Below are 22,763 nucleotides of genomic sequence, written 5' to 3' on the forward strand. Positions count from 1 at the left end.
CACTTGCGCTTCCGATCTCTCGTTAGCGGGAGGCGAATTCTACAGCGTTACACGCTGCTGTCAACACCTCTTTTCTCCGCTTTCGACTGAGAAGATCGAACCGTTGAAAGCACCGAACAAACCGGCATTTCCAACTCCTTCCAGGCTTCGATGAACTGAAGCGACCCGCTCTCGAAACCTACTTAACTCATTGAATCTCAAGGAGTTTTCCGTTTCGATTGCGCCGGAAGTGGGGCGAATTATAGAGACTCAGAATCTGCCGTCAACCCTTAATTTGCGTTTCTATCAAGAGAGGGAAAAAGGCCGCTTCTATATAGACGCGAACGCAGCGAGTGCGCACTATATTGCCCAACACACCTCAGTTCCTTCCCCGGATGATGCCACGCAATGAACGACCAGCCTCGCAGCCTTGCCTCAACCCTGTTCCCGGTTGGCCTTCTATTAATAGCCATGGCATCAATCCAGTCCGGCGCCTCGCTGGCTAAAAGCATGTTCCCCATCGTTGGCGCTCAAGGCACTACCACCCTGCGCCTGATCTTCGCCAGCGTGATCATGCTGTTATTGCTAAAACCCTGGAGAGCGAAGCTGACAGCCAAATCGCTGCGTACAGTGATTGTCTACGGGATGGCGCTAGGAGGGATGAACTTCCTCTTCTATATGTCGTTGCGCACTGTCCCCCTCGGCATCGCCGTCGCCCTGGAGTTCACCGGGCCGCTGGCCGTCGCCATCTATGCCTCACGCCGCGCAATCGACTTTCTATGGATTGCCTTGGCTGCCATCGGCTTGTTGCTGTTGATACCAACCGGCGCTACGACAGCGGGTATCGATCTGGTGGGTGCAGGTTATGCACTGGGAGCCGGCGTTTGCTGGGCGCTATACATTCTGTTCGGCCAGAAGGCCGGCGCCGATAACGGCGTGACCACCGCGGCGCTTGGCGTGATGATCGCAGCCCTGTTCGTCGCCCCCATCGGTATCGTCCACGCAGGCAGCGCATTGCTGACTCCGGCACTGATCCCGATCGCTATCGGCGTCGCAATCCTGTCTACCGCCCTCCCCTACACACTGGAAATGGTCGCCCTCACCCGCATGCCCGCCCGCACCTTCGGCACCCTGATGAGCATCGAACCGGCCTTCGGCGCACTGTCGGGCCTGCTATTCCTTCAGGAATACCTTTCTTTGTCACAATGGATGGCGATCCTGTGCATTATTCTGGCCTCCGTCGGTGCAACCATGACCATGGGCAGCACTGCCAAACCCGCCATCGCGGCGGATTGAAAGGGGATTGAACGAAGGTCTGGCATTTGGCGCTCATTTAGGCCATGTTTAGCCTCGCAACCCAATGCCAGACATGGATTTTTTCGGATACGGACATCGGAACGCGTCAAGCGAGAGCGCATACAGGCAGACCCGAGCGCCAGACTCGAGGCCGCCATAAGGACGGTAATGAAACGAATTTTGATACTGATCGCCATACTCGCCGTTGCGGGCTGCGCGGCGACGTCGAAGACCCAGGTCAAGCATGGCAAGAAAGGGCTGCACATCAACTGTTCGGGGTTGTCCTCCTCTTGGGACAAGTGCTACGCCAGCGCTGCAAACTCTTGCGCACCGAAGGGCTACAAGGTCATCGCAAAGTCAGGCGATGCCGTGGAAGAACCGGGTGATTACCCCTTCGGTCTCAACCCCGCCGGCTATACCAGCCGCAGCATGATCGTCATCTGCAAATAAACCATCGCCGCTACTGCACTCGCGAAGCGGCGAGCTGGTGTCCGATCTCTTCATGACAGGAGTTCAGCACCCGCTGCTGAATCTTCGGTGACGCCAGCATACGTGCCACGACCAGCGCTCCGACACATTGCGACAGAATCGCCCAAGCCAGGCTGTCGCTTTCCAGAATCTGCGCCCAACTTTCCTGAAGCTTGCAAATCCACAGCTCAGCCTGCTCCCTCACAACAATATCCGACCGCGCTATCTCGGCGCCCAGCGCAGGTAATGCGCAGCCCAGTTCAGGTTGCTCGACATGGGCCATGTTCAGATACAGTTTCAGGCACCGCTCCAGCCGTTCGCGATCCTGCGTACCCTGCCCGCCCAAGCGCTCCAGACTCTGGCATAACTCTCGCTCGACGATAGCCGCAAACAAGGCGTCCTTGGACGAGAAATGGCTGTAGAACGCCGCCCCGCTCAAGCCGATTGCTTTCATCAGGCCATCGACGCCCATTGATGAAAACCCGGTCTTTTTCGCAGACAGCGAGCTGCTTTGCAGGAGCTTTTCTTTGGTTTCCAGCTTGTGACCGGCGGAGTACCGCATGTATTTGTCCTCACATTGAGTGCCTTGACGCTGAGCAAATCCTAGCATAACGTTCGTTCACTTAACGATCGTTTACTAAAGGGATCCACCCATGAATAACAAGAAGGTCGTATTGGTTGTCGGTGCAGGTGATGCCACGGGCGGCGCTATCGCCAAGCGGTTCGCCAAGGAAGGTTTCGTCGCGTGCGTCACGCGGCGCAGCGCCGACAAATTGCAGCCGTTGGTGGAAGCGATTCAGGCGGACGGCGGTGAAGCCCACGGTTTTGCCTGCGATGCGCGCAAGGAAGAAGATGTAATTGCACTGATCGAAGACATCGAAACCCGCCTCGGTCCGATTGAAGCATTCGTTTTCAACATCGGCGCCAACGTGCCCTGCAGCATTCTCGAAGAAACCGCCCGCAAGTATTTCAAGATCTGGGAAATGGCCTGTTTCTCCGGTTTCCTCAATGCCCGGGAAGTCGCCAAACGGATGGTGACCCGCAGCCGCGGCACGATCCTGTTCACCGGCGCAACTGCCGGATTACGCGGCGCCTCAGGCTTCGCCGCATTCGCCGGAGCCAAGCACGGTATCCGGGCTCTGGCACAGAGCATGGCCAGAGAGCTTGGCCCGATGAACATCCATGTCGCCCACGTCGTGGTCGACGGCGCCATCGATACCGATTTCATCCGCGACAACTTCCCTGACAAATACGCCACCAAGGACCAGGACGGCATTCTCAATCCAGAACACATCGCCGAGAACTACTGGTATCTGCATAGCCAGCCACGGGATGCCTGGACGTTCGAACTGGATCTGCGTCCGTGGAACGAGCGCTGGTAATCCCCCCAATAACAAAAACAGAGTGCAGCGAACATGAGCAAAACCGTGGAGTTCTATTTCGATCTCGGCAGCCCCGCCACTTATCTGGCGTACACCCAACTGCCGAAAATCTGCGCCGAAAACGGTAGCCAGTTGATCTACATTCCGATGTTGCTGGGCGGCGTCTTCAAAGCCACCGGTAACGCGTCGCCGGCAATGATCCCGGCCAAGGGTCGTTACATGTTTCAGGACCTGGACCGCTACGCCAAACGCTACGGCATGCCCCTTAAATTCAACCCGCATTTCCCGATCAATACCCTGATGTTGATGCGCGCGGTCACCGGCATTCAACTGCGTCATCCTGATCGCTTCCTGGCATTCATCGATTGCCTGTTCAAAGCGCTGTGGGTTGAAGGCCGCCCCCTCGATGAGCCGGCAGCGGTTGCCGCCGTGCTGACTGAACATGGCTTCAATCCTGAAGAAGTACTGGCATTGACCAACGATGAAGCAGTCAAGGCCGCACTAAAGGACAACACCGAAACCGCCGTGAAGCGTGGCGTCTTCGGTGCGCCGAGCATGTTCATCGACAACCAGTTGTTCTTCGGTCAGGACCGGCTCGACTTCGTGGTGGAAGCCCTTCGCTAAATCTCCACAACCAAACGCCCCTGAGCTGCTTTCGTCGCCAGCAGCTCATGGGCTTCCCCGGCGGTTTCCAGCGTGAACCGACGCGGATCAAGCAGAGGTCGCAGCTGACCGGACTCAATCAGCGCGGCAGCCTGTCGCAAAATCTCGCCATGATGCTCACAGCCCCTGCCGGTCAATAGCGGCAACAAGGTGAACACGCCCGAATACGTCGCCCCACGAAACGACAACGGCGCAAGACTGTGCTGCCCCCAACCGAGGCAACTGAGTACATGCCCGCTGTAGGTCCGTGCGGCTTTGAACGAGGCGTCCAGCGTCTCTCCCCCGACCGTGTCATAGACAATGTCGAACCCCTCCCCCGCCGTGAACTCGGCGACATAGTCCTCCACCGAGCTCTCTCGATAATCGATGAACGTCGCGCCGTAACCCTCGATGATCGAGCGTTGTCCCGCAGACCCCGTTGCATATACTTCAGCACCGAATGCTCGGGCCAGTTGAACGGCGACATGCCCGACACCACCCGCACCACCGTGAATCAACACCTTCTGCCCCGCACTCACCCGAGCCCGATCCACCAGGCCTTCCCACGCCGTGATCAATATCAATGGCAGGCTCGCGGCCTCGCGCGGGCTCAGGTTCAAAGGCTTACGCGCCAGCAGTCGCGCGTCCACCACTGCAAACTCGGCCAGCGAACCTTGCGCGCCGCCGATGCCCGTGGCCAACGCATACACCTCATCGCCCGGCGCCCAATCCTGCACGCCCTCACCCACCGCTTCGACCACACCTGCCAGATCCAGCCCCAACACCGCCGGCAGCGGTTGCCGGGCATGAGCGGCCTGCCCTGCTCGGATTTTCAGATCCAGCGGATTCACACCGCTGGCCTTGATCCGCACCAATACCTGCCCGGCCTCTGCCACGGGGCGCTCCAGGGAAACCAAGCGTAACGGCCCGTTCGGGGTGTCCACTATCAGGGCTTTCATGTTCAGTGAGTCAGTCATTTCGGTCATTCCTGCGGGAGAAAGTGAAGCCATGTTCCCGCAGCAGCTCCATGCCGATAAGACGCCAAATGACTATAGTGATCATGCCAAATCGGCATGAATGAGGCGCTTCATGGACAAGCTCAACGCAATGACCATCTTCGTCCGGGTGGTCGAACGCGGCAGTTTCTCCGCCGTTGCCCGGGAACTGCACACCACCCAGCCGACCATCAGCAAAGTCCTGCGCGCTCTTGAGAGTCAATTGGGCGGCAAGCTGATTGCCCGCAGTACACGCAAGCTGTCACTGACCGATGAAGGTCAGCGGTACTACAACGAATGTCGAAATATCCTCGCTGCCGTGGATGCCGCCGAGCACAGCTTCCAGTCCGGCAGGGAAACCGTGGCCGGTCCTCTGCGAATCGGCTCCTCCGTCAGCTTCGGCCGCTTGCAGATCGCTTCGCGACTGGCGGAATTTCTGCAGCGCTATCCGCAGGTGCAGGTCGACCTGCAACTGAGCGATCAGAATCTGGATCTGGTCAGCGAAGGCCTGGACGTCAGCCTGCGCATCGGCGAGTTGAACGACAGCGGCATGATCGCCCGGCGCATTGGCACCACCCACCGGCTCACGGTGGCGACGCCCGATTACCTGCAACGGCACGGTCACCCACAATCACCTCAGGATCTTGCGCAGCACAACTGCCTGCAATTCAACCTGCTCAGCACTCAGAACCTGTGGACCTACGAGAAGGATGGCCAGCACCACGACGTACGCATCCAGGGCAACGCCCAGAGCAACAACTCTGAAGCGATCCGCGAAATGGTCTTGGGAGGATTGGGGATTTCGCTGTCACCGGTCTGGTTGTTCAGCGAGGATTTGAAGGCGGGCCGAGTGATCGCCCTGCTGCAGGACTACAAGACCCGATCATTGCCGATTCACGCTGTGTCCCCGGCGAACCGTCGCCAGTCCGCCAGGGTCAACGCGTTTGTCGATTTCATGACCCAGGCGCTGGCTGCAGCGCCCGAGCTTCAACCGATCAGATAGCGGCAGTACGCGTGTTCAGCCATTCCAGTGCCGCGCCTTCAAGCAGCGGACTCAGGCGCTCGCGCACTTCGGCGTGATAGGCGTTGAACCACTGTTTCTCTTCCTGCGTCAGCAACGACGGTTCCAGGCAGCGGGTGTCGATCGGGCACAGGGTCAGGGTTTCGAACTTGAGGAACTCACCGAATTCGCTGCTTCCCGCTTCAACGTTCATCGCCAGGTTCTCGATCCGCACACCCCAGCGGCCCGGACGATAAGTGCCCGGTTCGATGGAAGTGATCATCCCCGGTTGCATGGCGGTTTGTGGTGCCGGCGCCGCCTGATAGGCGATCACCTGCGGACCTTCGTGAACGTTGAGGAAGTAACCCACGCCGTGACCGGTGCCGTGACCATAGTCCACGTTCTCGGCCCAGATCGGCGCGCGGGCAATCGCATCCAGCAACGGCGACAGAATGCCTTTCGGGAATCGCGCACGGGACAAGGCAATCACGCCTTTCAGCACACGAGTGCAATCGTGCTTCTGCTCATCCGTCGGCGTACCAACAGCCACCATGCGCGTGATGTCGGTAGTGCCGCCCAGGTATTGACCACCGGAATCGATCAGCAACAAGCCATCACCCTCGATCACCGCATGTTCTTCCGGTGTGGCGTGGTAATGCGGCATCGCGCCGTTGGCGTTGTACGCGGCAATGGTGTTGAAACTCAGCGACACATAATCCGGACGACGCTCACGGGCCGCCGTGAGTTTCTCATCAATGGTCAGTTCGGTAATGCGCTCACGACCCCAAGCCGATTCCAGCCAGGTGAAAAACTCGCACAGCGCCGCGCCGTCCTGCTCCATCGCCTGACGAATGTGTGCGGCGTCCGCCAGGCTCTTCTGCGACTTGGCCAGTGTGGTCGGGTTCAGGCCTTCGACCAGTTTCACGCCAGTGTCGAGGTTATCCAACAGACCACTGGTGACCCGCGCCGGATCCACCAGCAGGTTCGCGTCACCCGGAATAGCACGCAAGGCGTCAGCGACTTCGCTGTAGTCACGCAGGGTCACGCCGTCTTTTTCCAGGACGGCACGCAGCTCAGCATCGACCTTGCTCAGTGCGACAAACAGCGTGGCTTGTTGCTGGCTGATCAGGGCGAAGGAAACGAATACCGGGTTGAACGACACATCGCCGCCGCGCAGGTTGAACAGCCAGGCGATGTCGTCGAGGGTGGCGATGAAGTGCCAATCGGCGCCGCGTTCCTGCAAGGTTTCGCGCAGTTTGCCGAGTTTCTCGCCACGGCTGACAGTCGCCTGCGGTGGCAGGTGCTGATAGATCGGCGCATTCGGCAACGCCGGGCGATCGCTCCAGACTTCTTTCAACAAGTCGATGTCGGTACGCAGACTGGCGCCCCGCGCTTCTAGCTTGCTGCCCAGCGTACGCGCCGACGCGACGGCCATCACTGCACCATCGACCGCGACCACGCCACCTTCCGGCGTCTGCTCGGCCAGCCAGTCCAGCGGGCTCGGCTGACCCGGTTGCAGTTTCACCAGTTCGATGCCGCTGCCCTTGAGTTCCTTGGTCGCCTGTTCCCAGTAACGGCTGTCGGCCCAGACCCCGGCGAAATCGGTGGTGACAATCAACGTGCCGACCGAGCCATGAAAACCCGACAGCCATTGCCGGCCCTGCCAGTAACCCGGCAGGTATTCCGACAGGTGCGGGTCGGCGGACGGCACCAGCAACGCGTGGATACCTTCGCGACGCATCAGTTCACGGGTGTGCGCGAGGCGCTGGGGAACCGTTCCTTCGGTCAAAGTCTGGGTACTCATCATGTCTCCTGCCAATCACTTCATCGTTATTGTTCGGTGCCGTTCGAAGCCGGCTCGTTAAAGCCCTGTCGCCCAGAATGCCGGAGCACTGGCGCAGGCGGTCTTGATCAGTTCTACAGCCTTGTCGATGTCCTCGGCGGTGGTGAAACGACCGAGGCTCAGACGAATGGTACGGCCGGCCAGGTGCGCGTCGTGCCCCAACGCCAGCAAAACGTGGGACGGTGTGTTGCTCGCAGAATTGCAGGCCGAGGTCGCGGAAAACGCGATCGAATGACTCAGCGCCGCCGGGTTGAACTCGCCTTCGCTGAAGGTCAGGCTCAAGGTGTGCGGGATACGTTGGGTGGAGCTGCCATTGAGGCGTACACCGGGCAGGCTCAAGAGTTGTTCGAGCAGTCGCTCGCGCAGCGCGACGATGGTTTTCTTCTCGTCATCGAAAGCTTCGGCGGCCAAGGCAAATGCCGAGCCCATGGCAGCGATCTGGTGAGTCGCCAGCGTTCCGGAACGCAACCCGCCCTCGTGGCCACCACCGTGAATCTGCGCCTGCAAACGCTGCTGCGCATGCGGGCCGACGTACAGCGCGCCGATGCCTTTAGGGCCGTAAAGCTTGTGCGCCGAGAACGACATCAGGTCCACCGGCCACTGCGCCAGATCGATCGCGACCTTGCCGGCGCCCTGGGCAGCATCGACATGGAACAACGCCCCACGCCCACGCACCACTTCGCCGATGGCCGGGATGTCGTTGACGGTGCCGAGTTCGTTGTTGACCAGCATCAGCGACACCAGAAAGGTGTCATCGCGCATCGCTTCGCTGACCGCTTGCGGGGTGATCAGGCCTTCGGCATCCGGCACCAGATAAGTCACGGCGACACCCGCGTCCTGCAATTGCCGGGCGGTGTCGAGGATGGCCTTGTGTTCGATCTGACTGGTGATGATGTGCCCGCCGGACACACCACGGGCCTGAGCCACACCTTTAAGGGCGAGGTTGTTGGATTCTGTAGCGCCGGAGGTCCAGACGATCTGCTGCGCCTGGGCGCCGACCAGTTCGGCGACTTGTCGGCGAGCGTTCTCGACCGTTTGCCGGGCCTGCTGGCCGAAAGCGTGGGAGCTGGAGGCCGGGTTGCCGAAGTTACCGTTGAAACCCAGACACTCGATCATCACCTGGATGACCCGCTCGTCCACCGGGGTGGTGGCGGCGTAATCGAAATACAGCGGACGTGTGTTCATAAAAAGACTCGCAGAGCGTGTTCCGGGATCAGGAAGCTCGTGTCTACAAACGGCACGACGCAGCCTTGTGAGCTGCGTCCGGGTTCGAGAGCGTCATCAATACCTGATCGGATGCCGTTAAAGAAGAACAACTTCATTTAAAAGTGCGTAGGAACGCTCCTGAACGCGACTTTAACAGGCATCGGGCCGGCGGTTGTAGCACTGCGTCAGCTAAAGCTTTCAAGGAGTAACGGATACAGCGAGATCACCAGCAGCGCCGCCATGCCCCAGTTGAACAACCGCAACCAGCGGCGATCCTTGAGCACGTTGCGCAGCAAGGTCCCGCAAGCCGCCCAGACGCCGACGCTCGGCAGGTTGATGATGGCAAACACCGCTGCAATCACGATCACGTTGGTGAAATAACCCTGCATCGGCGTGTACGTGCTGATGGCACCGATGGCCATGATCCACGCCTTTGGATTGACCCACTGGAAAGCCGCCGCGCCGAGATAGCTGATCGGTTTCGCCTCGCCCTGCTCGCTATCACCGACCGGGCCGGAGTGAGCGATCTTCCAAGCCAGATAGAGCAAGTACGCCGCACCGACGTAACGCAGGACCGTATAAAGCAGCGGATAAGTCTGGAACACCGCGCCAAGGCCAAAACCCACCGCCACCACCAGCACGAAGAAACCGCAGGTAATGCCGAGCATATGGGGGATGGTGCGGTTAAAACCGAAGTTCACGCCCGACGCCAGCAACATGGTGTTGTTCGGCCCCGGTGTGATCGAGGTGACAAGGGCAAACAGGGCAAAGCCCAGCAGCAGGTCGAGCGAGAGGGTCATGGCAGGCAGTCCGTCAGGGTCATTCAGGTGTTGACCCTATCCCACGGCGCCGCGCAAACCCACGGACAGTTGGGTAAAACTTCGAGCAGTACAGTTACGGATCAGCTAGGACGACCGTGCAGCTGTACGGCCCGCTCAGCACTCATTTCACCCTTGCTGTCGAAACCGAAAGTCTTCTGTGGCTGGCCGAGCAATTCGGCTTTTTTCGCATGATATTCCTCGAACGACAAACCGCTGCGGTTCAAGTTTTCCAGCGCCAGTTCGCGGGTTTCTTCCGCCGTGTAAGGGCGCAGTTCCGGGGAGACGTGGCTCGCGCAACCGGCGAGAACGGAGACAGCGAACATCAGCGAAACAGTCAGTAAACGATTCATGGGAGCGTCCTGGCGAGCAGTGTGGGTCGATGGAGAAAGGCTACGCCCGGGCACGCTCTGGCAGAAATCAACGCTCTCAATAGTGGCTATCAGAATTCGGGCAGGATTCGCTCTGCATATTCTAAAAAGACCTATCAATATCAATTAACAGTATTTTACGGAATAACAGTCAGCCTTTATAAATCCTTCATCGCGTTCGGCACTGTTGCTCCAGCAACTGTTTCCCAGGCAACAGCGGTTCAACAAACCGGCTTGAAAGTCACACTAGCACAGCCGCCGACAACGCTCAAAGCCCCGGAATACGGGCCTTACAGGAATTGGTACAGCGCTTGCTCTGCTCCAGTGACTACTCACTGCTCGCCGAGCAACTGTTGAAAAAGGAACTGACCATGTCGCGTCCACTGAAAGTCGTCGCCCTGTCCGGCGGAACCTGGCGTCCGTCTCGCACCCTGGTGCTGACCCAGGCCTTGCTGGCCGAATTGTCCGGGCACCTGCCGGTCGAGAGTCACCTGATCGAACTGGGTGACATCGCCCGCCCGCTGGGCGCCGCACTGTCCCGTCAGGAACTGCCGGCCGAGATCGAAGCCGAACTGCAGGCCATCGAACAGGCTGATCTGCTGATCGTCGCCGCGCCGGTCTATCGCGGCTCCTATCCGGGACTGCTCAAGCATTTGTTCGACCTGATCGACCTGAATGCGCTGATCGACACGCCTGTGCTGCTCGCCGCCACTGGTGGCAGCGAACGCCACGCGTTGGTCCTCGATCACCAGTTGCGCCCACTGTTCAGTTTCTTCCAGGCCGTGACCCTGCCGATCGGCGTGTACGCCACCGAAGCCGATTTCGCCGACTACCAGATCACCAGCGAACCGCTCAAGGCGCGCATCCGCCTGGCCGCCGAACGCGCCGCGCCGCTGTTTGGCACTCACATCAAACCGTTGCTGAAGATCGCTTAAGGAGCTGTTCATGGATGTTTTCTGGTTCCTGCCGACCCACGGCGACGGTCACTATCTGGGCACCACCCAAGGCGCGCGCCCGGTCACCCTCAATTACCTGAAACAGGTGGCGCAAGCCGCCGACAGCCTCGGTTACCACGGCGTGCTGATTCCCACCGGCCGTTCCTGCGAGGATTCGTGGGTGATCGCCTCGGCGCTGGTGCCGCTGACCGAACGCCTGCGTTATCTGGTGGCGATCCGTCCGGGGATCATCTCGCCGACCGTCTCGGCGCGCATGGCCGCGACCCTCGATCGACTGTCCAACGGCCGCTTGCTGATCAACGTCGTGACCGGCGGTGATCCCGACGAAAACCGTGGAGACGGCAGCTTCCTCAGCCACAGCGAACGCTACGAAGTCACCGACGAATTCCTCAAGATCTGGCGTCGCGTGTTGCAAGGCGAAGCGGTGGATTTCGAAGGCAAACATCTGAAAGTACAGAACGCCAAGGCGCTGTATCCACCGGTGCAGAAACCCTATCCGCCGCTGTACTTCGGCGGTTCCTCCGACGCAGCCCACGATCTGGCCGCCGAGCAGGTCGACGTGTACCTGACCTGGGGTGAACCACCGGCCGCCGTCGCCGAAAAACTCGCCGATGTGCGCGAACGCGCCGCCCGTCACGGACGCAAGGTGAAGTTCGGCATTCGCCTGCACGTGATCGTGCGCGAGACCGCCGAAGAAGCCTGGAAAGCCGCCGACAAACTGATCGAACACATCAGCGACGAAACCATCGAGGCCGCGCAGAAATCCTTTTCGCGCTTCGATTCCGAAGGCCAGCGACGCATGGCCGCCCTGCACGACGGGCGCCGCGACAACCTGGAAATCGCCCCCAACCTGTGGGCCGGCGTCGGTCTGGTGCGCGGCGGTGCCGGCACTGCATTGGTCGGCGATCCGCAGCAGGTGGCAGCGCGAATCAAGGAGTACGCGGATCTGGGCATCGAGAGCTTCATCTTCTCCGGCTACCCGCATCTGGAAGAGGCCTACCGCTTTGCCGAGCTGGTGTTCCCGCTGCTGCCCGAGCCGTACGCGAGCCTGGCTGGACGCGGTGTCACCAACCTCACCGGGCCGTTCGGCGAAATGATCGCCAACGATGTTCTGCCCGCCAAAGCCAACGCCTGAGGAAGACCGAGTGACTGCCAAACCGCAAAGCACCCTGCTCTCCCCGTTGCAGACCGCCCGCCAACTGGCCGCCGAATTTGCCCTGACCGCCGTCGAGCGCGACGAGCGTGGCGGCACACCAAAAGCCGAACGCGACGCCCTGCGCGACAGCGGTCTGCTGGCCCTGAGCATTCCCACCCGTTACGGCGGCCTCGGCGCGCGCTGGAGCGAAACCCTGGAAGTCGTGCGCGAATTCGCCAAGGTCGACAGCTCGATCGCCCACGTCTTCGGTTTTCATCATTTGATGCTCGCCACCGTCCGGTTGTTTTCCCGCCCGGAACAATGGCAGCCGTGGTTCGAACAGACCGCGCGGCAGAACTGGTTCTGGGGCAACGCGCTCAATCCGCTGGACACCCGCACCGTGGTCAAGGACCTGGGCGGCTGGCGCGAGTTTTCCGGCAAGAAAAGCTTCTGCTCCGGCGCCAGCGATTCGCAGATGCTGATCGCCTCGGCGGTGGACGAAAGCAACGGCGGCAAACTGCTGATCGCGGCGATCCCCAGCGGCCGCAGCGGCATCACCCTGCACAACGACTGGAACAACATCGGCCAGCGCCAGACCGACAGCGGCAGCGCCACGTTCGAACGGGTGCGGGTCGAGGAATCGGAACTGCTGCTGGATCCGGGGCCGCTGAGCACACCGTTCGCCTGCTTGCGCCCGTTGATCGCGCAACTGACGTTCACCCACATGTTCCTCGGCATCGCCGAAGGGGCCTTTGAAGAAGCGCGGCAATACACCCTGAGCGAAACCCGTGTCTGGCACAAATCCTCGGTGCGCGAGGTGCGTGAAGATCCGTATGTGCTGGCCCATTACGGCGAGTTTTGGGTCGCCCTCGAAGGCATCCGATTGCTGGTGGAGCGCGCCGCTGCGTTGCTCGACGAGGCCTGGGCCAAAGGTCCGAACCTGAGCGCAGAAGAACGCGGCCATCTGGCCACGGCGATTGCCACGGCCAAGGTCGCAGCCAGTCGCCAGGGCCTGGAGATTTGTAGCCGACTGTTCGAAGTCACCGGCGCCCGTTCGACCCATGCATCGCTGCGCCTCGATCGACACTGGCGCAACCTGCGCACGCAAACCCTGCACGACCCGCTGGATTACAAACTCCACGAGCTGGGCGACTGGGCGCTGAACCAGTCCCTGCCGGTGCCGACGTTCTATTCCTGATTTCCTTTCGTGGAGCGAGACCCATGCAACTGCTGACCCTGCCGCCCTCACCCGCCCTGGCCACTTCGATTCGCGCCACTGCCCAGGTGTTCGAAGACCCGAAATCCCAGGCCCTGCTCGCGCATCTGCAACAGGTCGCGCCGAGCGAAGCCAGCGTGCTGATCATCGGCGAAACCGGCACCGGCAAAGAGTTGGTAGCGCGGCACATCCACAACCTGAGCAACCGGCGCAACCGGCCGTTCATTGCGGTGAACTGCGGGGCGTTTTCCGAATCGCTGGTGGAAGCCGAACTGTTCGGCCACGAAAAAGGCGCCTTCACCGGCGCCCTCAGCGCCAAGGCCGGGTGGTTCGAAGAGGCGGATGGCGGCACTTTGTTCCTCGATGAAATCGGCGATCTGCCGATGGCCATTCAGGTCAAATTGCTGCGGGTGTTGCAGGAGCGTGAAGTGGTGCGCCTGGGTTCGCGCAAGAGCATTCCCATCGATGTGCGGGTGCTTGCTGCGACCAACGTGCAACTGGAGAAAGCCATCAACGCCGGGCATTTCCGCGAGGATCTGTATTACCGGCTGAACGTGGTCAATCTGGAACTGAGCCCGTTGCGCGAGCGGCCCGGCGACATCCTGCCGCTGACCCGGCATTTCATCGAGGCCTACAGTCAGCGCCTGGGCTACGGACGCATTACCATCAGCCCCGGCGCCGAACACAAGCTGCGCGGCTACAGTTGGCCGGGCAACATCCGCGAACTGGAAAACGTCATTCATCACACGCTGTTGATCTGCCGTAACGGCGTGATCGAACGCGACGATCTGCGCCTGTCGAACCTGCGCATCGACCGTCCCGACGATCAGCACGCGACCGCCGACGACTCACCGGAAGCGCTGCTGGAACGCGCCTTCCAGAAACTCTTCGAGCAACAGGCCGGCGCCCTGCATGAAAAAGTCGAAGACGCGTTGCTGCGCGCGGCTTATCGCTTCTGCCATTACAACCAGGTGCACACCGCGTCCTTGCTCGGCCTGAGCCGAAACGTCACCCGCACGCGACTGATCAAGATCGGCGAACTGGCGGTGAACAAGCGGCGGCCCACGGAAAACCTGCAAGGCGAGCGCTTGATCCAGCTATCGATCTAGCCCACCAGTTGGCAGTGCAAGCCGTCGTCATGACTGCGGGCGATGCTGCTCAGCACCTGGAATAAACCGAAGGTCACGGTGCGCGCCTGATAGGTGCGGATCAGTTGCCAGAAATCCTGCTCGCCGGTTTCGAAACTCTGGAACGCCGCCTCCCCCGCCTCGCGGGACTGCCATTGCAGAAAACTCAACACTCGCCGGCCATCGTCGCTGGCCTGGACGCTGGCGCTGACGAAACCGGCGTAACGCTGGGCCAGACGCTCGGTCTGCACCGCCAGCGCCGAGACCAGCGCCGGTTGCTGGCCGGGTTCGATTTCAAATTCGATCAATTGGGTAAAGCTGCGGTTTTTCGCTGGTGCTTGCATGACATCCCCACTCTGTCAGACGAATCTTGCGATTCGAAGGCGTGCAGGGTAAAACCTCGAGTTAACTAGAGGTCAAGGGGCAGTTTGCAAATGATCACTGCGGAAAATGTGCACAAGCAACTGACCGTCGGCGAAGTCGCGGCCCGCAGCGGCGTGGCGGTCACCGCCCTGCACTTTTATGAATCCAAGGGTTTGATCAAGAGCCAGCGCAATGCCGGCAACCAGCGACGCTATCCACGGGAAGTGCTGCGGCGGGTGGCGTTGATCAAGGTGGCGCAACGCCTGGGCATTCCACTGGCGGAAATCGGCGAGGCGTTGAAACAGCTACCGGACAACCGCGCGCCAACGGCAGCGGACTGGAAAGTATTGTCGGAGCAGTGGCGGCGTGAGCTGGACGAGCGGATCAATCAGTTGATGCTGCTGCGGGACCGGCTGACCGGCTGTATCGGTTGCGGATGCCTGTCGATGGAAGCCTGCCCGCTGCGCAATCAGGGCGATGTGCTGGGCGAGCAAGGGCCGGGAGCGCACTTTCTCGACGTTCCCAAGTGAGGGCTCTCATATCACGGGAACCCTCGGATCAATCCATCAGAAGCCCGGCGCAATCTGCCCTTTGTAGCGGGTCAGAATGAACTGACGCACTTCATCGGAATTCAACGCCTTGGCCAGCTTCTGCAAGCCCGGGTCGTTGATGTTGTCGGGACGCGCGACCAGAAACTCGATGTACAGGCTCTTGCCCTTCTCGACGATCAGCGCGCTGTTGGTGTCGATCCCGGCTTCCAGCGCGTAGTTGGCGAACACGAACGCCAGGTCCACCTGACTCACCGAACGAGCCAGCAACGCGCCCTCCAGTTCACGGATTTTCAGGTGCTTGGGGTTTTCGACGATGTCGCGCTGGGTGGCCAGGGTGTTGCTCGGATCCTTGAGCTTGATCAGCCCCGCCTCGTGCAACAGCACCAAGGCGCGACCGGTGTTCACCGGGTCGTTGGGGATCGACACGCTGGCGCCGTCCTTCAGCTCCGAGATGTTCTTGATCTTGGTCGAGTAAGCACCGAACGGTTCGATGTGCACGCCGACCACCGGCACCAGATCGGTATGGCGAATCTTGTTGAAATCATCGAGAAACGGCCGGTACTGGTAATAGTTGGCGTCGAGGTTTTTCAGCGCCAGTTGCTGGTTGGGCTGGATGAAGTCGGTAAAGACCTTGATGTCCAGATCCACACCTTCCCTGGCCAGGGTCGGTTTGACGAACTCGAGGATTTCCGCGTGCGGCACCGGGGTGGCACCGACGATCAGTTTTTCGTTGGCATGGGCGCCGAACGACAGAACGGCAGCCAGTACGGCCAGGGTCTTTTTCATGCTGTGCTCCAAGGCAGATTTGAGTGGCCGTCGTGGGGTGAACGTGGGGCCTTTATGGGTTGAACTTGTTTTTTCAGCGTCGGCTGTAGTGCGCCACCAGACGGTCACCGGTCATTTGCAGGGCCTGCACCAGAATCAGCAGCAACACCACGGTGACCACCATCACGTCGGTCTGAAAGCGCTGATAGCCGTAGCGGATCGCCAGATCACCGAGCCCGCCGCCACCGATCACGCCGGCCATCGCCGTGTAATCCACCAGCACGATGGCGGTGACCGTCACCGCTGCCAGCAACCCGCCGCGGGCTTCCGGCAGCAGGGTGTGGCGGATGATTTGCCAGGTGTTGGCGCCCATCGCCTGGGTCGCCTCGACCACGCCGCGATCGACTTCGCGCAACGCGGTTTCCACCAGCCGCGCAAAGAACGGTGTGCAGCCGACCACCAGCGGCGGAATGGTCCCGGGCACGCCCAGCGAGGTGCCCACCAGCAACGTGGTCAGTGGAATCAGCACGATCAGCAAAATGATGAACGGCAGCGAACGCAGCATGTTCACGATCACCGACAGCACCCGGTACAGGCCGACCGTTTCATGCAACTGGCGCTTGCCAGTGAGGAACAGCAGCAACCCCAGCGGCAAGCCCAGCAACACCGTGAACAGCAGCGCCGCGCCGAGCATGCTCAGGGTGTCGAGACAGGCCTGAGCGATGTCGGCCCAGTAAATGTGCTTGAACCATTCGGCCATGATCAGGACCAGTCGTGGCGCGGTGGTTTGACCCCGTTGAGCAGCCAGTTGCCGACCACGTGGTATTTCCAGCGCACTGGGTCATGCAGGGTATGGACCCGAGCGTTGCGCCAGTGGCGGTCGAAGTTGTGCTTCTTCAGGGTCGAGCGGGTACCGCCGAGTTCGAACAGCTTGTTGCTGGCCTCGATGGCGATTTCGGTGGTCAGCACTTTGGCCTTGGCCACGGCCAGGGACGCCAGCGCGACGTTGTCTTCATCCGGTGCCGGACGTGCAGCGTCGAGCGCCCAACCCGCGCGTTCGAGCAAGGCTTCGGCGGCTTCCAGGCGGATTTCCAGCGCGCCGATCTGAATGATCGTCAGCGGATCTTCACTGGCCTTTTCCACACCCGCATCGATCCACGGTCGGGCGAACTGGCGGACAAATTCCACGGTATCGCGCAAGGCTGCCCGGGCGATGCCGGCGTCGATGGCGGCGGTGGTCAACTGGGCGAACGGCCCGGCCAGGGTCGGGTTCTCGTAGGAACGGTACGTCGGAAACAGATTGAATGGCGCCACTTGCAGATTTTCCGCCAGCACCGTGCCGCTGGAGGTAGTGCGCTGGCCGATGCTGTCCCAATCATCAACGATCACCAGCCCTTTCGTGCCGCGCTCGACAAAGGCCAGCTGGCCCTTCTGGTCTTCATCCAGCGCCAGCACCGCCAGCCAGTGGGAGTAGAGCGAACCGGTGCAGTAGCCCTTGCGACCGTTGATCACGAAACCGTCGCCATAACGGCGGAGGGTCGCCTGAATGTCCTGCACATTCTTGCCGCCGGTTTCCGACAGCGCGTTGGCGAAACGATGACCTTGCAGCGCCAGCTCAAAGAAATGCGCCTGCTGCGCCGGGGTGCCTTGCAGGCGGATGTCTTCGAGCAGGCAGTAATGGTTTTGCGGGATCTGCCCGAGGGACGGATCGGCGGCGGAAATGATCGCGATCACCTGCGCCAGCACCGCACAGGACACCTGCGCGCCGCCGTATTCCTTCGGCACTGTGATGCCCCACAGGCCACTGTTGGAATACAGATCGATGATCTCGGCGGGCACTTCGCGGTTACGGTCACGCTCGGCGGCATGTTCCTGCAAGACGGCGGCGACCTGTGCGGCCACGCGCAAGGCTTCGGCGTCGTCGGCGATCCGGTGGGCGGCTGGCGGGTTGATCGGATAAACGGCAGATTCAGACATGGATGACTCTCGGTATCGGTGTTGTACCGGGTCATTGCAGCTTCTGTGCCTGACCGACAGGCCTTGTCTTTCGGGGGTTACAGCGGATTTTCAGGGTATCTGACGATGAAAAACCCGCGCATTCTGTTGCTTCACTGTCGATGGCTGAACAGTGCGGTGGCTGCTCGTCGGGTAGTCGTTCAGGGCGATGGTACGGATCTATAGTTGAGCGACCGGCAACCCCGGCGAAGGCACACCTTCAACCTCTAATAAAAACCAGGCAACAAATAACAGGGAGTACCGCCATGAGCGTCAAACCCATTCCCGAGGGGTATCACAGCATTACCCCGTACCTCGGCATTCACAAAGCTGCCGAAGCCATCGACTTCTATAAGAAGGCGTTCGGTGCCACCGAAGTCATGCGCCTGAGCATGCCCGACGGCGGCATCGGCCACGCCGAACTGCGCATCGGTGACAGCGCGATCATGCTCGGCTCGCCGTGCGATCAAGGGCCGTTGAGCAATCCGGACAAAGCCGTTTCGGTCGGTTTGCATCTGTACGTGACCGATGTCGACAAATCTTTTCAGCGCGCACTGGATGCAGGCGCTACCTCGGTATCAGAGGTCAAGGATCAGTTCTACGGCGACCGCAGCGGGACGTTGAAAGATCCGTACGGGCATCTGTGGTTCCTGGCCACGCGCAAGGAGGATCTGACGCAAGAGCAGATCGAGCAGCGGGCGAAGGAGATGTTCCAGCAGGGTTAGCAACGCCGAGTGTCCATTCCCGTGCAGCGCGCGGGGATGGGCGAACACGATTCATGAACCGTCGAACCACGCTTCACGTCTTGTCATGAACGCCCGGCGATTTCAGGATGCAGGCCACTCGCCTGAATAAAGGATCACCCGATGTTTGCCGGATTCGTCAAAGACCAGCGCCACGTCAACGGTGTGGACATCAGCTACCGCCTCAAAGGCAGCGGCCCGGGCCTGCTGCTGTTGCACGGGCACCCGCAGACCCACGTCATCTGGCACAAGATCGCCGAACAACTGGCGGAGCACTTCACGGTGATCGCCGCCGACCTGCGCGGTTATGGCGACAGCAGCCGACCGCCGGCCGATGAGCGGCACACCAACTATTCCAAACGCGAAATGGCCCGCGACGGCGTGGAATTGATGAAAGCGTTGGGTTTCGAGCAGTTCTCGATCCTTGCCCATGACCGTGGCGCGCGGGTCGCCCATCGCCTGGCGCTCGATCATCCCGCCGTCGTACAGCGCATGGTTCTGCTCGACATCGCGCCGACGCTGGCGATGTACAACCAGACCAACGAAGCCTTTGCCCGCGCCTACTGGCACTGGTTCTTCCTGATCCGCCCGGCGCCGTTGCCGGAAACCCTGATCGAAGCCGATCCCGAAGGTTACCTGCGCAGTGTCATGGGCAGCCGCAGCGCCGGGCTCGCGCCCTTCACCGACGAGGCCTTCAGCGAATACCGGCGTTGCCTGGAACGTCCCGGCAGTGCTCGGGGGATCTGCGAGGACTACCGCGCCAGTGCCGGCATCGACCTGGAACATGATCGCGCCGATCTCGCGGCCGGTCGCCACCTGAACCTGCCTTTGCTGGTGCTGTGGGGCGCCGAGGGCACGGTCGGTCGCTGCTTCGATCCGCTCAAGGAATGGCAACAGGTTGCCACCGACGTACGGGGCAAGGCTTTGCCGGCCGGGCATTACCTCGCCGAAGAAGTCCCTGAACTGTTGCTCACCGAAGCGCTCGACTTTCTCCGCTGATTCCCCCTCCTTCAATCCGACGGCATGTGCCGTCGGACTGCTTCGCCTCCCCCGCAGAAATCTGCCCACGCGACAGCAACATGCAATCGCGAAACATTTACTTTCATATCGTTTATCGGGATTTGCTTCGGTCATCCGTCTTATAGAGATGCGGGCTGGTCGCGTAGGCAAAAGCCACGACCGGCCTTTCAGGGGAACCCCGTGCTGCGAAGCCCGTAGTACCGCCCCCTCACTCTGAATCAAGACTTGTCATCATGTCGAAGAAATCCCGCTCGAAACTGTGGTTCCTGGTACACAGCTGGCTGGCGTTGCCGATCTGGTTTTTCGTGCTGATCGTCTGCGTCACCGGCACCCTGGCGGTGGTCAGCCAGGAAATCGTCTGGCTGGCCAACCCGCAGATGCGCGCCAGCGCGCCGTCGGACGATGCGCCGCTGCTCAGCTACGACCAGATCATCGCAGCCATCAAGAAAGCCGAGCCGCAAACGGTCGTGCAAGAAATCGACCGCCCCGATGAATCGCACTTTGCCCTCGATGTCCGCGTCAGCTACCCCGACGGGCGCTCGCTGACGGTCTACGTCAACCCGTACACGGGCGTCATTCAGGGCGAGGCCCCAGCGTTCAATTTCAAAGGTTTCACCCGCGCCCTGCATGGCTGGTGGCTGGTGCCCTTCACCAATGGCTACAGCTGGGGCTGGTACCTGGTGTCGATCCTCGGCCTGCCCATGCTCGCCTCGCTGGTGACCGGGCTGGTGGTGTACAAGCGCTTCTGGAAAGGCTTTTTCAGCCCGACCTTGCGATTTCGCCACGGCGCGCGGATTTTCTGGGGCGATTTCCACCGCCTCAGCGGCATCTGGTCGATCTGGTTCATTGCGGTGATTTCGATTACCGGCACCTGGTTCCTGATTCAGGCGCTGCTGGCCGACAACCACATTTCCATCTCGAGCGAACCGGTGATTCCGGCCATGTCCCGTGAGAGCGTGCCCCTCTCGGCGGACGGTTCGCCGGCCCCGCAGATCAGCCTCGATCGCGCGATCGAGATCGCCCAGCAGAAAATCCCCGGGCTGGAAACCAGCTATGTCAGCCTGCCGGGCAACGCCTACAGCCACCTCGATATCGGGGGGCGCGGCTGGTATCCGTTGATGTATCAGCGCGCGACGATCAATCCGTACAACGGCGAAATCGCTGCCTCGCGCCTGCTGTCCGACCGGACTTCGCTGGAGTTCGTCACCGAATCCATGCGGCCGTTGCACACCGGTGACTTCGGCGGGTTGTGGATCAAGTTGATCTGGTTCTTCTTCGGGCTGTTGCTGAGCATGATGGTGCTCAGCGGACTGCTGATCTGGACCAAACGCACCGCATTGGCCACCGCCAACGCCCTCAAGCGCGAGCACAAGAAGCAACGCGTCAAGGCGCAACCGGCTCTGAACCGTGAACCGTCGGAGGTCAACCCGTGAGCCAGTCCAACGTTGCAAACCGTCCTTCACGCCTGAGCCTGTTCTGGCACAAGTGGCGCTTCCACATCAACGTGTTGCTGCTGTTGATCCCGCTGGGCTTCATGCCCCGGTACTTTGCGGACCAGTCTCTGTTTCGCGGCGACACTGGCCTGGGCGAACGCGAAGTCGGAGAAGTCCAGGTCGGCCCCTGGAGCCTGCGCATGGCCGAATTCCGTGACGAGGCGCCCCGCCCCGCCGGGCCTGCCGGCCACATGAAAAGCTTCAATGTCGCGTTGTGTGATGCCTGCATCGATCAGGTCAAGGCCACCTACCTGCGCATCGGCAAACCGCGCAGCCTGCGCGCCGCCGGGGTGATCTTCTTCGGCACGCCGTATCGCATGGGCACCCAGTTGCCGATTCCGGAAAAGACCCGAACCGACGCCGAACTGTGGATCACCATGGAAGGCTGGGACGGCAGCATGCATCAGGCCTCGATCCCCCTGAGCCAGGCCTCCCCCGCCACCATCGCCTGGCTGAACAAACAAGGAGCCAAACCATGACTCTCGCCCGACGCTTTTCCCGCCTGCGCCTGAGCAGCCTGATGCTGGTGCTGTGTGCCGGTTTCAGCGCCAGCGCCCTGGCCCACAACCCGATGTGCGAGTGCAAGGCCATCGACGCCGAGCAGATCAAATGCACCGGCGGCTTCTCCGACGGCAGCGGCGCACCGGGGGTGACCCTCGATGTGATCGGCTACGACGAAACCATCCTGGTGCCGGGCAAGCTCGGCGCCGATTCGACCCTGACGTTCAAGAAACCCGGCGCCGAGTTCTACGTGCTGTTCGACGCAGGTCCCGGTCACGTGGTCGAAATCGACCAAGCGGATATCGAAGCCCCATGACCACGCCGACTACCCAGGTTGTACGCCCGGCCGGTGCCGGGCACGAAACCCTCAATGTGCTGTTGATGTGCCTGTTGATCCTCGCGGTCGCCGGTTCCGTGGTGGCGTGGCGCGGGGTGTCCCACGAACCCGAACCGGTTTCCAGCCATCAGCTCGATGCCCGTCGCGACCTCGGCGCCAGCGAGCAAGGCATCTACGCCGACCTGCGAGTAACCCTCGACGAAATCCACCTGCTGCGCGAAGAACAGCAAAAGCTGCCAACCCCGCAGAACCTGGCGGATGAAGGTTTCGCGCCGTTCGCCCAGGACGCCAGTTCCGTGAGTCGTGGTGGTCATGCCTGGCAGTTGCTGGCCGACCGCGCCTACTTCGGCCACAGCCAGGCACCGGCCGTGGCCGGTTCGTTTCTGATGCGCCTGAACGCAGCCGATGACGCCGCGCCGGACATCTGGCTCAACCGCGCCACCGACCTGCAAGCGCCGGCAGACCTGTCCGACGCAGCGCTGTCCGCCGCCGGCTGGAAACAGATCGTCGCGCAATTCGATGCCGGGGTGACCCGCGAACATCGTCATTGAACCCTCGCCT

The 22,763-nt window shown here is 61.1% G+C and carries 26 protein-coding genes; 16 read left to right on the forward strand and 10 right to left on the reverse strand.

The annotated features are described in order from the left end of the window. The first annotated feature begins 387 nt into the window (after nucleotides 1–387). Together rhtA and ABTV87_RS20235 are read left to right on the forward strand one after the other, a co-directional pair. Nucleotides 388–1,275 (forward strand): threonine/homoserine exporter RhtA, encoded by an 888-nt coding sequence (gene rhtA, locus ABTV87_RS20230; RefSeq protein WP_007955853.1) that lies wholly within the window; start codon nucleotides 388–390, stop codon nucleotides 1,273–1,275. A gap of 168 nt (nucleotides 1,276–1,443) precedes the next feature. After that, nucleotides 1,444–1,725, forward strand: coding sequence for a hypothetical protein (locus ABTV87_RS20235; RefSeq protein ID WP_085607043.1), 282 nt, complete (start codon nucleotides 1,444–1,446; stop codon nucleotides 1,723–1,725). Between the two features lie 10 nt (nucleotides 1,726–1,735). On the opposite strand, the gene ABTV87_RS20240 is transcribed toward ABTV87_RS20235, so the two are convergent. Next, entirely contained in the window at nucleotides 1,736–2,305 is a 570-nt protein-coding gene (locus tag ABTV87_RS20240; RefSeq protein ID WP_007955849.1) for a TetR/AcrR family transcriptional regulator, read from the reverse strand. 91 nt (nucleotides 2,306–2,396) lie between these two features. Here ABTV87_RS20240 and ABTV87_RS20245 point away from each other — a divergent pair, with 91 nt between their 5' ends. Together ABTV87_RS20245 and ABTV87_RS20250 are read left to right on the forward strand one after the other, a co-directional pair. Next, on the forward strand, nucleotides 2,397–3,125 hold the full coding sequence (locus ABTV87_RS20245) for an SDR family oxidoreductase (protein ID WP_108562869.1): 729 nt from the start codon (nucleotides 2,397–2,399) through the stop codon (nucleotides 3,123–3,125). 33 nt (nucleotides 3,126–3,158) lie between these two features. Beyond that, nucleotides 3,159–3,749 carry a 2-hydroxychromene-2-carboxylate isomerase gene (locus ABTV87_RS20250; RefSeq protein ID WP_433898255.1) on the forward strand — a complete coding sequence of 197 codons (591 nt, stop codon included), beginning with the start codon at nucleotides 3,159–3,161 and terminating at the stop codon, nucleotides 3,747–3,749. Here ABTV87_RS20250 and ABTV87_RS20255 read toward each other — a convergent pair. Further along, a complete protein-coding gene (locus ABTV87_RS20255) occupies nucleotides 3,746–4,744 on the reverse strand; it encodes a zinc-dependent alcohol dehydrogenase family protein (RefSeq protein ID WP_433898256.1) in 999 nt (332 codons plus the stop codon). The genes ABTV87_RS20250 and ABTV87_RS20255 overlap by 4 nt on opposite strands. A 112-nt stretch (nucleotides 4,745–4,856) precedes the next feature. On the opposite strand from ABTV87_RS20255, the gene ABTV87_RS20260 reads away from it, so the two are divergent. Further along, nucleotides 4,857–5,765 carry a LysR family transcriptional regulator gene (locus tag ABTV87_RS20260; protein ID WP_085607051.1) on the forward strand — a complete coding sequence of 303 codons (909 nt, stop codon included), beginning with the start codon at nucleotides 4,857–4,859 and terminating at the stop codon, nucleotides 5,763–5,765. Here the strand turns inward: ABTV87_RS20260 and ABTV87_RS20265 are convergent. The 4 genes from ABTV87_RS20265 to ABTV87_RS20280 all read right to left on the reverse strand — a co-directional run bounded on the left by ABTV87_RS20265 (nucleotide 5,758) and on the right by ABTV87_RS20280 (nucleotide 9,982). Next, nucleotides 5,758–7,566, reverse strand: coding sequence for an aminopeptidase P family protein (locus ABTV87_RS20265; RefSeq protein WP_085607053.1), 1,809 nt, complete (start codon nucleotides 7,564–7,566; stop codon nucleotides 5,758–5,760). The genes ABTV87_RS20260 and ABTV87_RS20265 overlap by 8 nt on opposite strands. A gap of 57 nt (nucleotides 7,567–7,623) precedes the next feature. Beyond that, nucleotides 7,624–8,790, reverse strand: a complete 1,167-nt coding sequence (locus tag ABTV87_RS20270) for an aminotransferase class V-fold PLP-dependent enzyme (RefSeq protein ID WP_433898257.1) — start codon at nucleotides 8,788–8,790, stop codon at nucleotides 7,624–7,626. 206 nt (nucleotides 8,791–8,996) lie between these two features. Further along, complete coding sequence (locus tag ABTV87_RS20275; protein ID WP_221535635.1) at nucleotides 8,997–9,611, reverse strand: LysE family translocator; 615 nt, start codon at nucleotides 9,609–9,611, stop codon at nucleotides 8,997–8,999. A gap of 101 nt (nucleotides 9,612–9,712) precedes the next feature. Continuing rightward, complete coding sequence (locus tag ABTV87_RS20280; RefSeq protein WP_433898258.1) at nucleotides 9,713–9,982, reverse strand: hypothetical protein; 270 nt, start codon at nucleotides 9,980–9,982, stop codon at nucleotides 9,713–9,715. 389 nt (nucleotides 9,983–10,371) lie between these two features. On the opposite strand from ABTV87_RS20280, the gene msuE reads away from it, so the two are divergent. The 4 genes from msuE to ABTV87_RS20300 are packed head-to-tail and all read left to right on the forward strand — an operon-like array spanning nucleotide 10,372 to nucleotide 14,416. Next, the gene (msuE, locus tag ABTV87_RS20285; RefSeq protein WP_007955830.1) at nucleotides 10,372–10,935 is read left to right on the forward strand and encodes an FMN reductase; all 564 of its coding nucleotides are present in this window, start codon (nucleotides 10,372–10,374) and stop codon (nucleotides 10,933–10,935) included. 10 nt (nucleotides 10,936–10,945) lie between these two features. Further along, entirely contained in the window at nucleotides 10,946–12,091 is a 1,146-nt protein-coding gene (ssuD, locus tag ABTV87_RS20290) for an FMNH2-dependent alkanesulfonate monooxygenase (protein ID WP_007955828.1), read from the forward strand. Nucleotides 12,092–12,101: 10 nt separating this feature from the next. After that, nucleotides 12,102–13,289 (forward strand): acyl-CoA dehydrogenase family protein, encoded by a 1,188-nt coding sequence (locus tag ABTV87_RS20295; RefSeq protein ID WP_007955826.1) that lies wholly within the window; start codon nucleotides 12,102–12,104, stop codon nucleotides 13,287–13,289. 23 nt (nucleotides 13,290–13,312) lie between these two features. Further along, nucleotides 13,313–14,416 carry a sigma-54 interaction domain-containing protein gene (locus ABTV87_RS20300; protein ID WP_127799091.1) on the forward strand — a complete coding sequence of 368 codons (1,104 nt, stop codon included), beginning with the start codon at nucleotides 13,313–13,315 and terminating at the stop codon, nucleotides 14,414–14,416. Here ABTV87_RS20300 and ABTV87_RS20305 read toward each other — a convergent pair. Beyond that, a complete protein-coding gene (locus ABTV87_RS20305; protein WP_433898259.1) occupies nucleotides 14,413–14,778 on the reverse strand; it encodes an antibiotic biosynthesis monooxygenase in 366 nt (121 codons plus the stop codon). The two genes, ABTV87_RS20300 and ABTV87_RS20305, sit on opposite strands and share 4 nt — an antisense overlap. A gap of 90 nt (nucleotides 14,779–14,868) precedes the next feature. On the opposite strand from ABTV87_RS20305, the gene soxR reads away from it, so the two are divergent. Beyond that, a complete protein-coding gene (gene soxR, locus ABTV87_RS20310) occupies nucleotides 14,869–15,327 on the forward strand; it encodes a redox-sensitive transcriptional activator SoxR (RefSeq protein WP_007955822.1) in 459 nt (152 codons plus the stop codon). Nucleotides 15,328–15,363: 36 nt separating this feature from the next. Here soxR and ABTV87_RS20315 read toward each other — a convergent pair whose 3' ends face one another. The 3 genes from ABTV87_RS20315 to ABTV87_RS20325 form a co-directional block, all read right to left on the reverse strand. Then, nucleotides 15,364–16,134 carry a MetQ/NlpA family ABC transporter substrate-binding protein gene (locus ABTV87_RS20315; protein WP_433898260.1) on the reverse strand — a complete coding sequence of 257 codons (771 nt, stop codon included), beginning with the start codon at nucleotides 16,132–16,134 and terminating at the stop codon, nucleotides 15,364–15,366. A 73-nt stretch (nucleotides 16,135–16,207) separates the two neighbouring features. Beyond that, complete coding sequence (locus ABTV87_RS20320; protein ID WP_007955819.1) at nucleotides 16,208–16,873, reverse strand: methionine ABC transporter permease; 666 nt, start codon at nucleotides 16,871–16,873, stop codon at nucleotides 16,208–16,210. 2 nt (nucleotides 16,874–16,875) lie between these two features. Further along, nucleotides 16,876–18,090, reverse strand: a complete 1,215-nt coding sequence (locus ABTV87_RS20325) for an SfnB family sulfur acquisition oxidoreductase (RefSeq protein ID WP_433898261.1) — start codon at nucleotides 18,088–18,090, stop codon at nucleotides 16,876–16,878. 284 nt (nucleotides 18,091–18,374) lie between these two features. Here ABTV87_RS20325 and ABTV87_RS20330 point away from each other — a divergent pair, with 284 nt between their 5' ends. The 6 genes from ABTV87_RS20330 to ABTV87_RS20355 all read left to right on the forward strand — a co-directional run bounded on the left by ABTV87_RS20330 (nucleotide 18,375) and on the right by ABTV87_RS20355 (nucleotide 22,753). Then, nucleotides 18,375–18,833, forward strand: a complete 459-nt coding sequence (locus tag ABTV87_RS20330; RefSeq protein WP_085607067.1) for a VOC family protein — start codon at nucleotides 18,375–18,377, stop codon at nucleotides 18,831–18,833. A 141-nt stretch (nucleotides 18,834–18,974) separates the two neighbouring features. Next, a complete protein-coding gene (locus tag ABTV87_RS20335) occupies nucleotides 18,975–19,850 on the forward strand; it encodes an alpha/beta fold hydrolase (RefSeq protein ID WP_433898262.1) in 876 nt (291 codons plus the stop codon). 254 nt (nucleotides 19,851–20,104) lie between these two features. Continuing rightward, a complete protein-coding gene (locus tag ABTV87_RS20340; RefSeq protein ID WP_085607070.1) occupies nucleotides 20,105–21,304 on the forward strand; it encodes a PepSY-associated TM helix domain-containing protein in 1,200 nt (399 codons plus the stop codon). After that, the gene (locus ABTV87_RS20345) at nucleotides 21,301–21,843 is read left to right on the forward strand and encodes a thiamine pyrophosphate-binding protein (RefSeq protein WP_085607072.1); all 543 of its coding nucleotides are present in this window, start codon (nucleotides 21,301–21,303) and stop codon (nucleotides 21,841–21,843) included. The genes ABTV87_RS20340 and ABTV87_RS20345 overlap by 4 nt, the downstream gene beginning before the upstream one ends. After that, the gene (locus ABTV87_RS20350) at nucleotides 21,840–22,181 is read left to right on the forward strand and encodes a hypothetical protein (protein WP_007955813.1); all 342 of its coding nucleotides are present in this window, start codon (nucleotides 21,840–21,842) and stop codon (nucleotides 22,179–22,181) included. Before ABTV87_RS20345 ends, ABTV87_RS20350 begins: the two co-directional genes overlap by 4 nt. Beyond that, nucleotides 22,178–22,753 carry a DUF6162 family protein gene (locus ABTV87_RS20355; protein ID WP_085607074.1) on the forward strand — a complete coding sequence of 192 codons (576 nt, stop codon included), beginning with the start codon at nucleotides 22,178–22,180 and terminating at the stop codon, nucleotides 22,751–22,753. The genes ABTV87_RS20350 and ABTV87_RS20355 overlap by 4 nt, the downstream gene beginning before the upstream one ends. Nucleotides 22,754–22,763 lie beyond the last annotated feature (10 nt).

Source organism: Pseudomonas sp. PSE1(2024) (genome assembly GCF_050990555.1).
GTDB classification, from domain to species: Bacteria; Pseudomonadota; Gammaproteobacteria; order Pseudomonadales; family Pseudomonadaceae; genus Aquipseudomonas; species Aquipseudomonas aphyarum.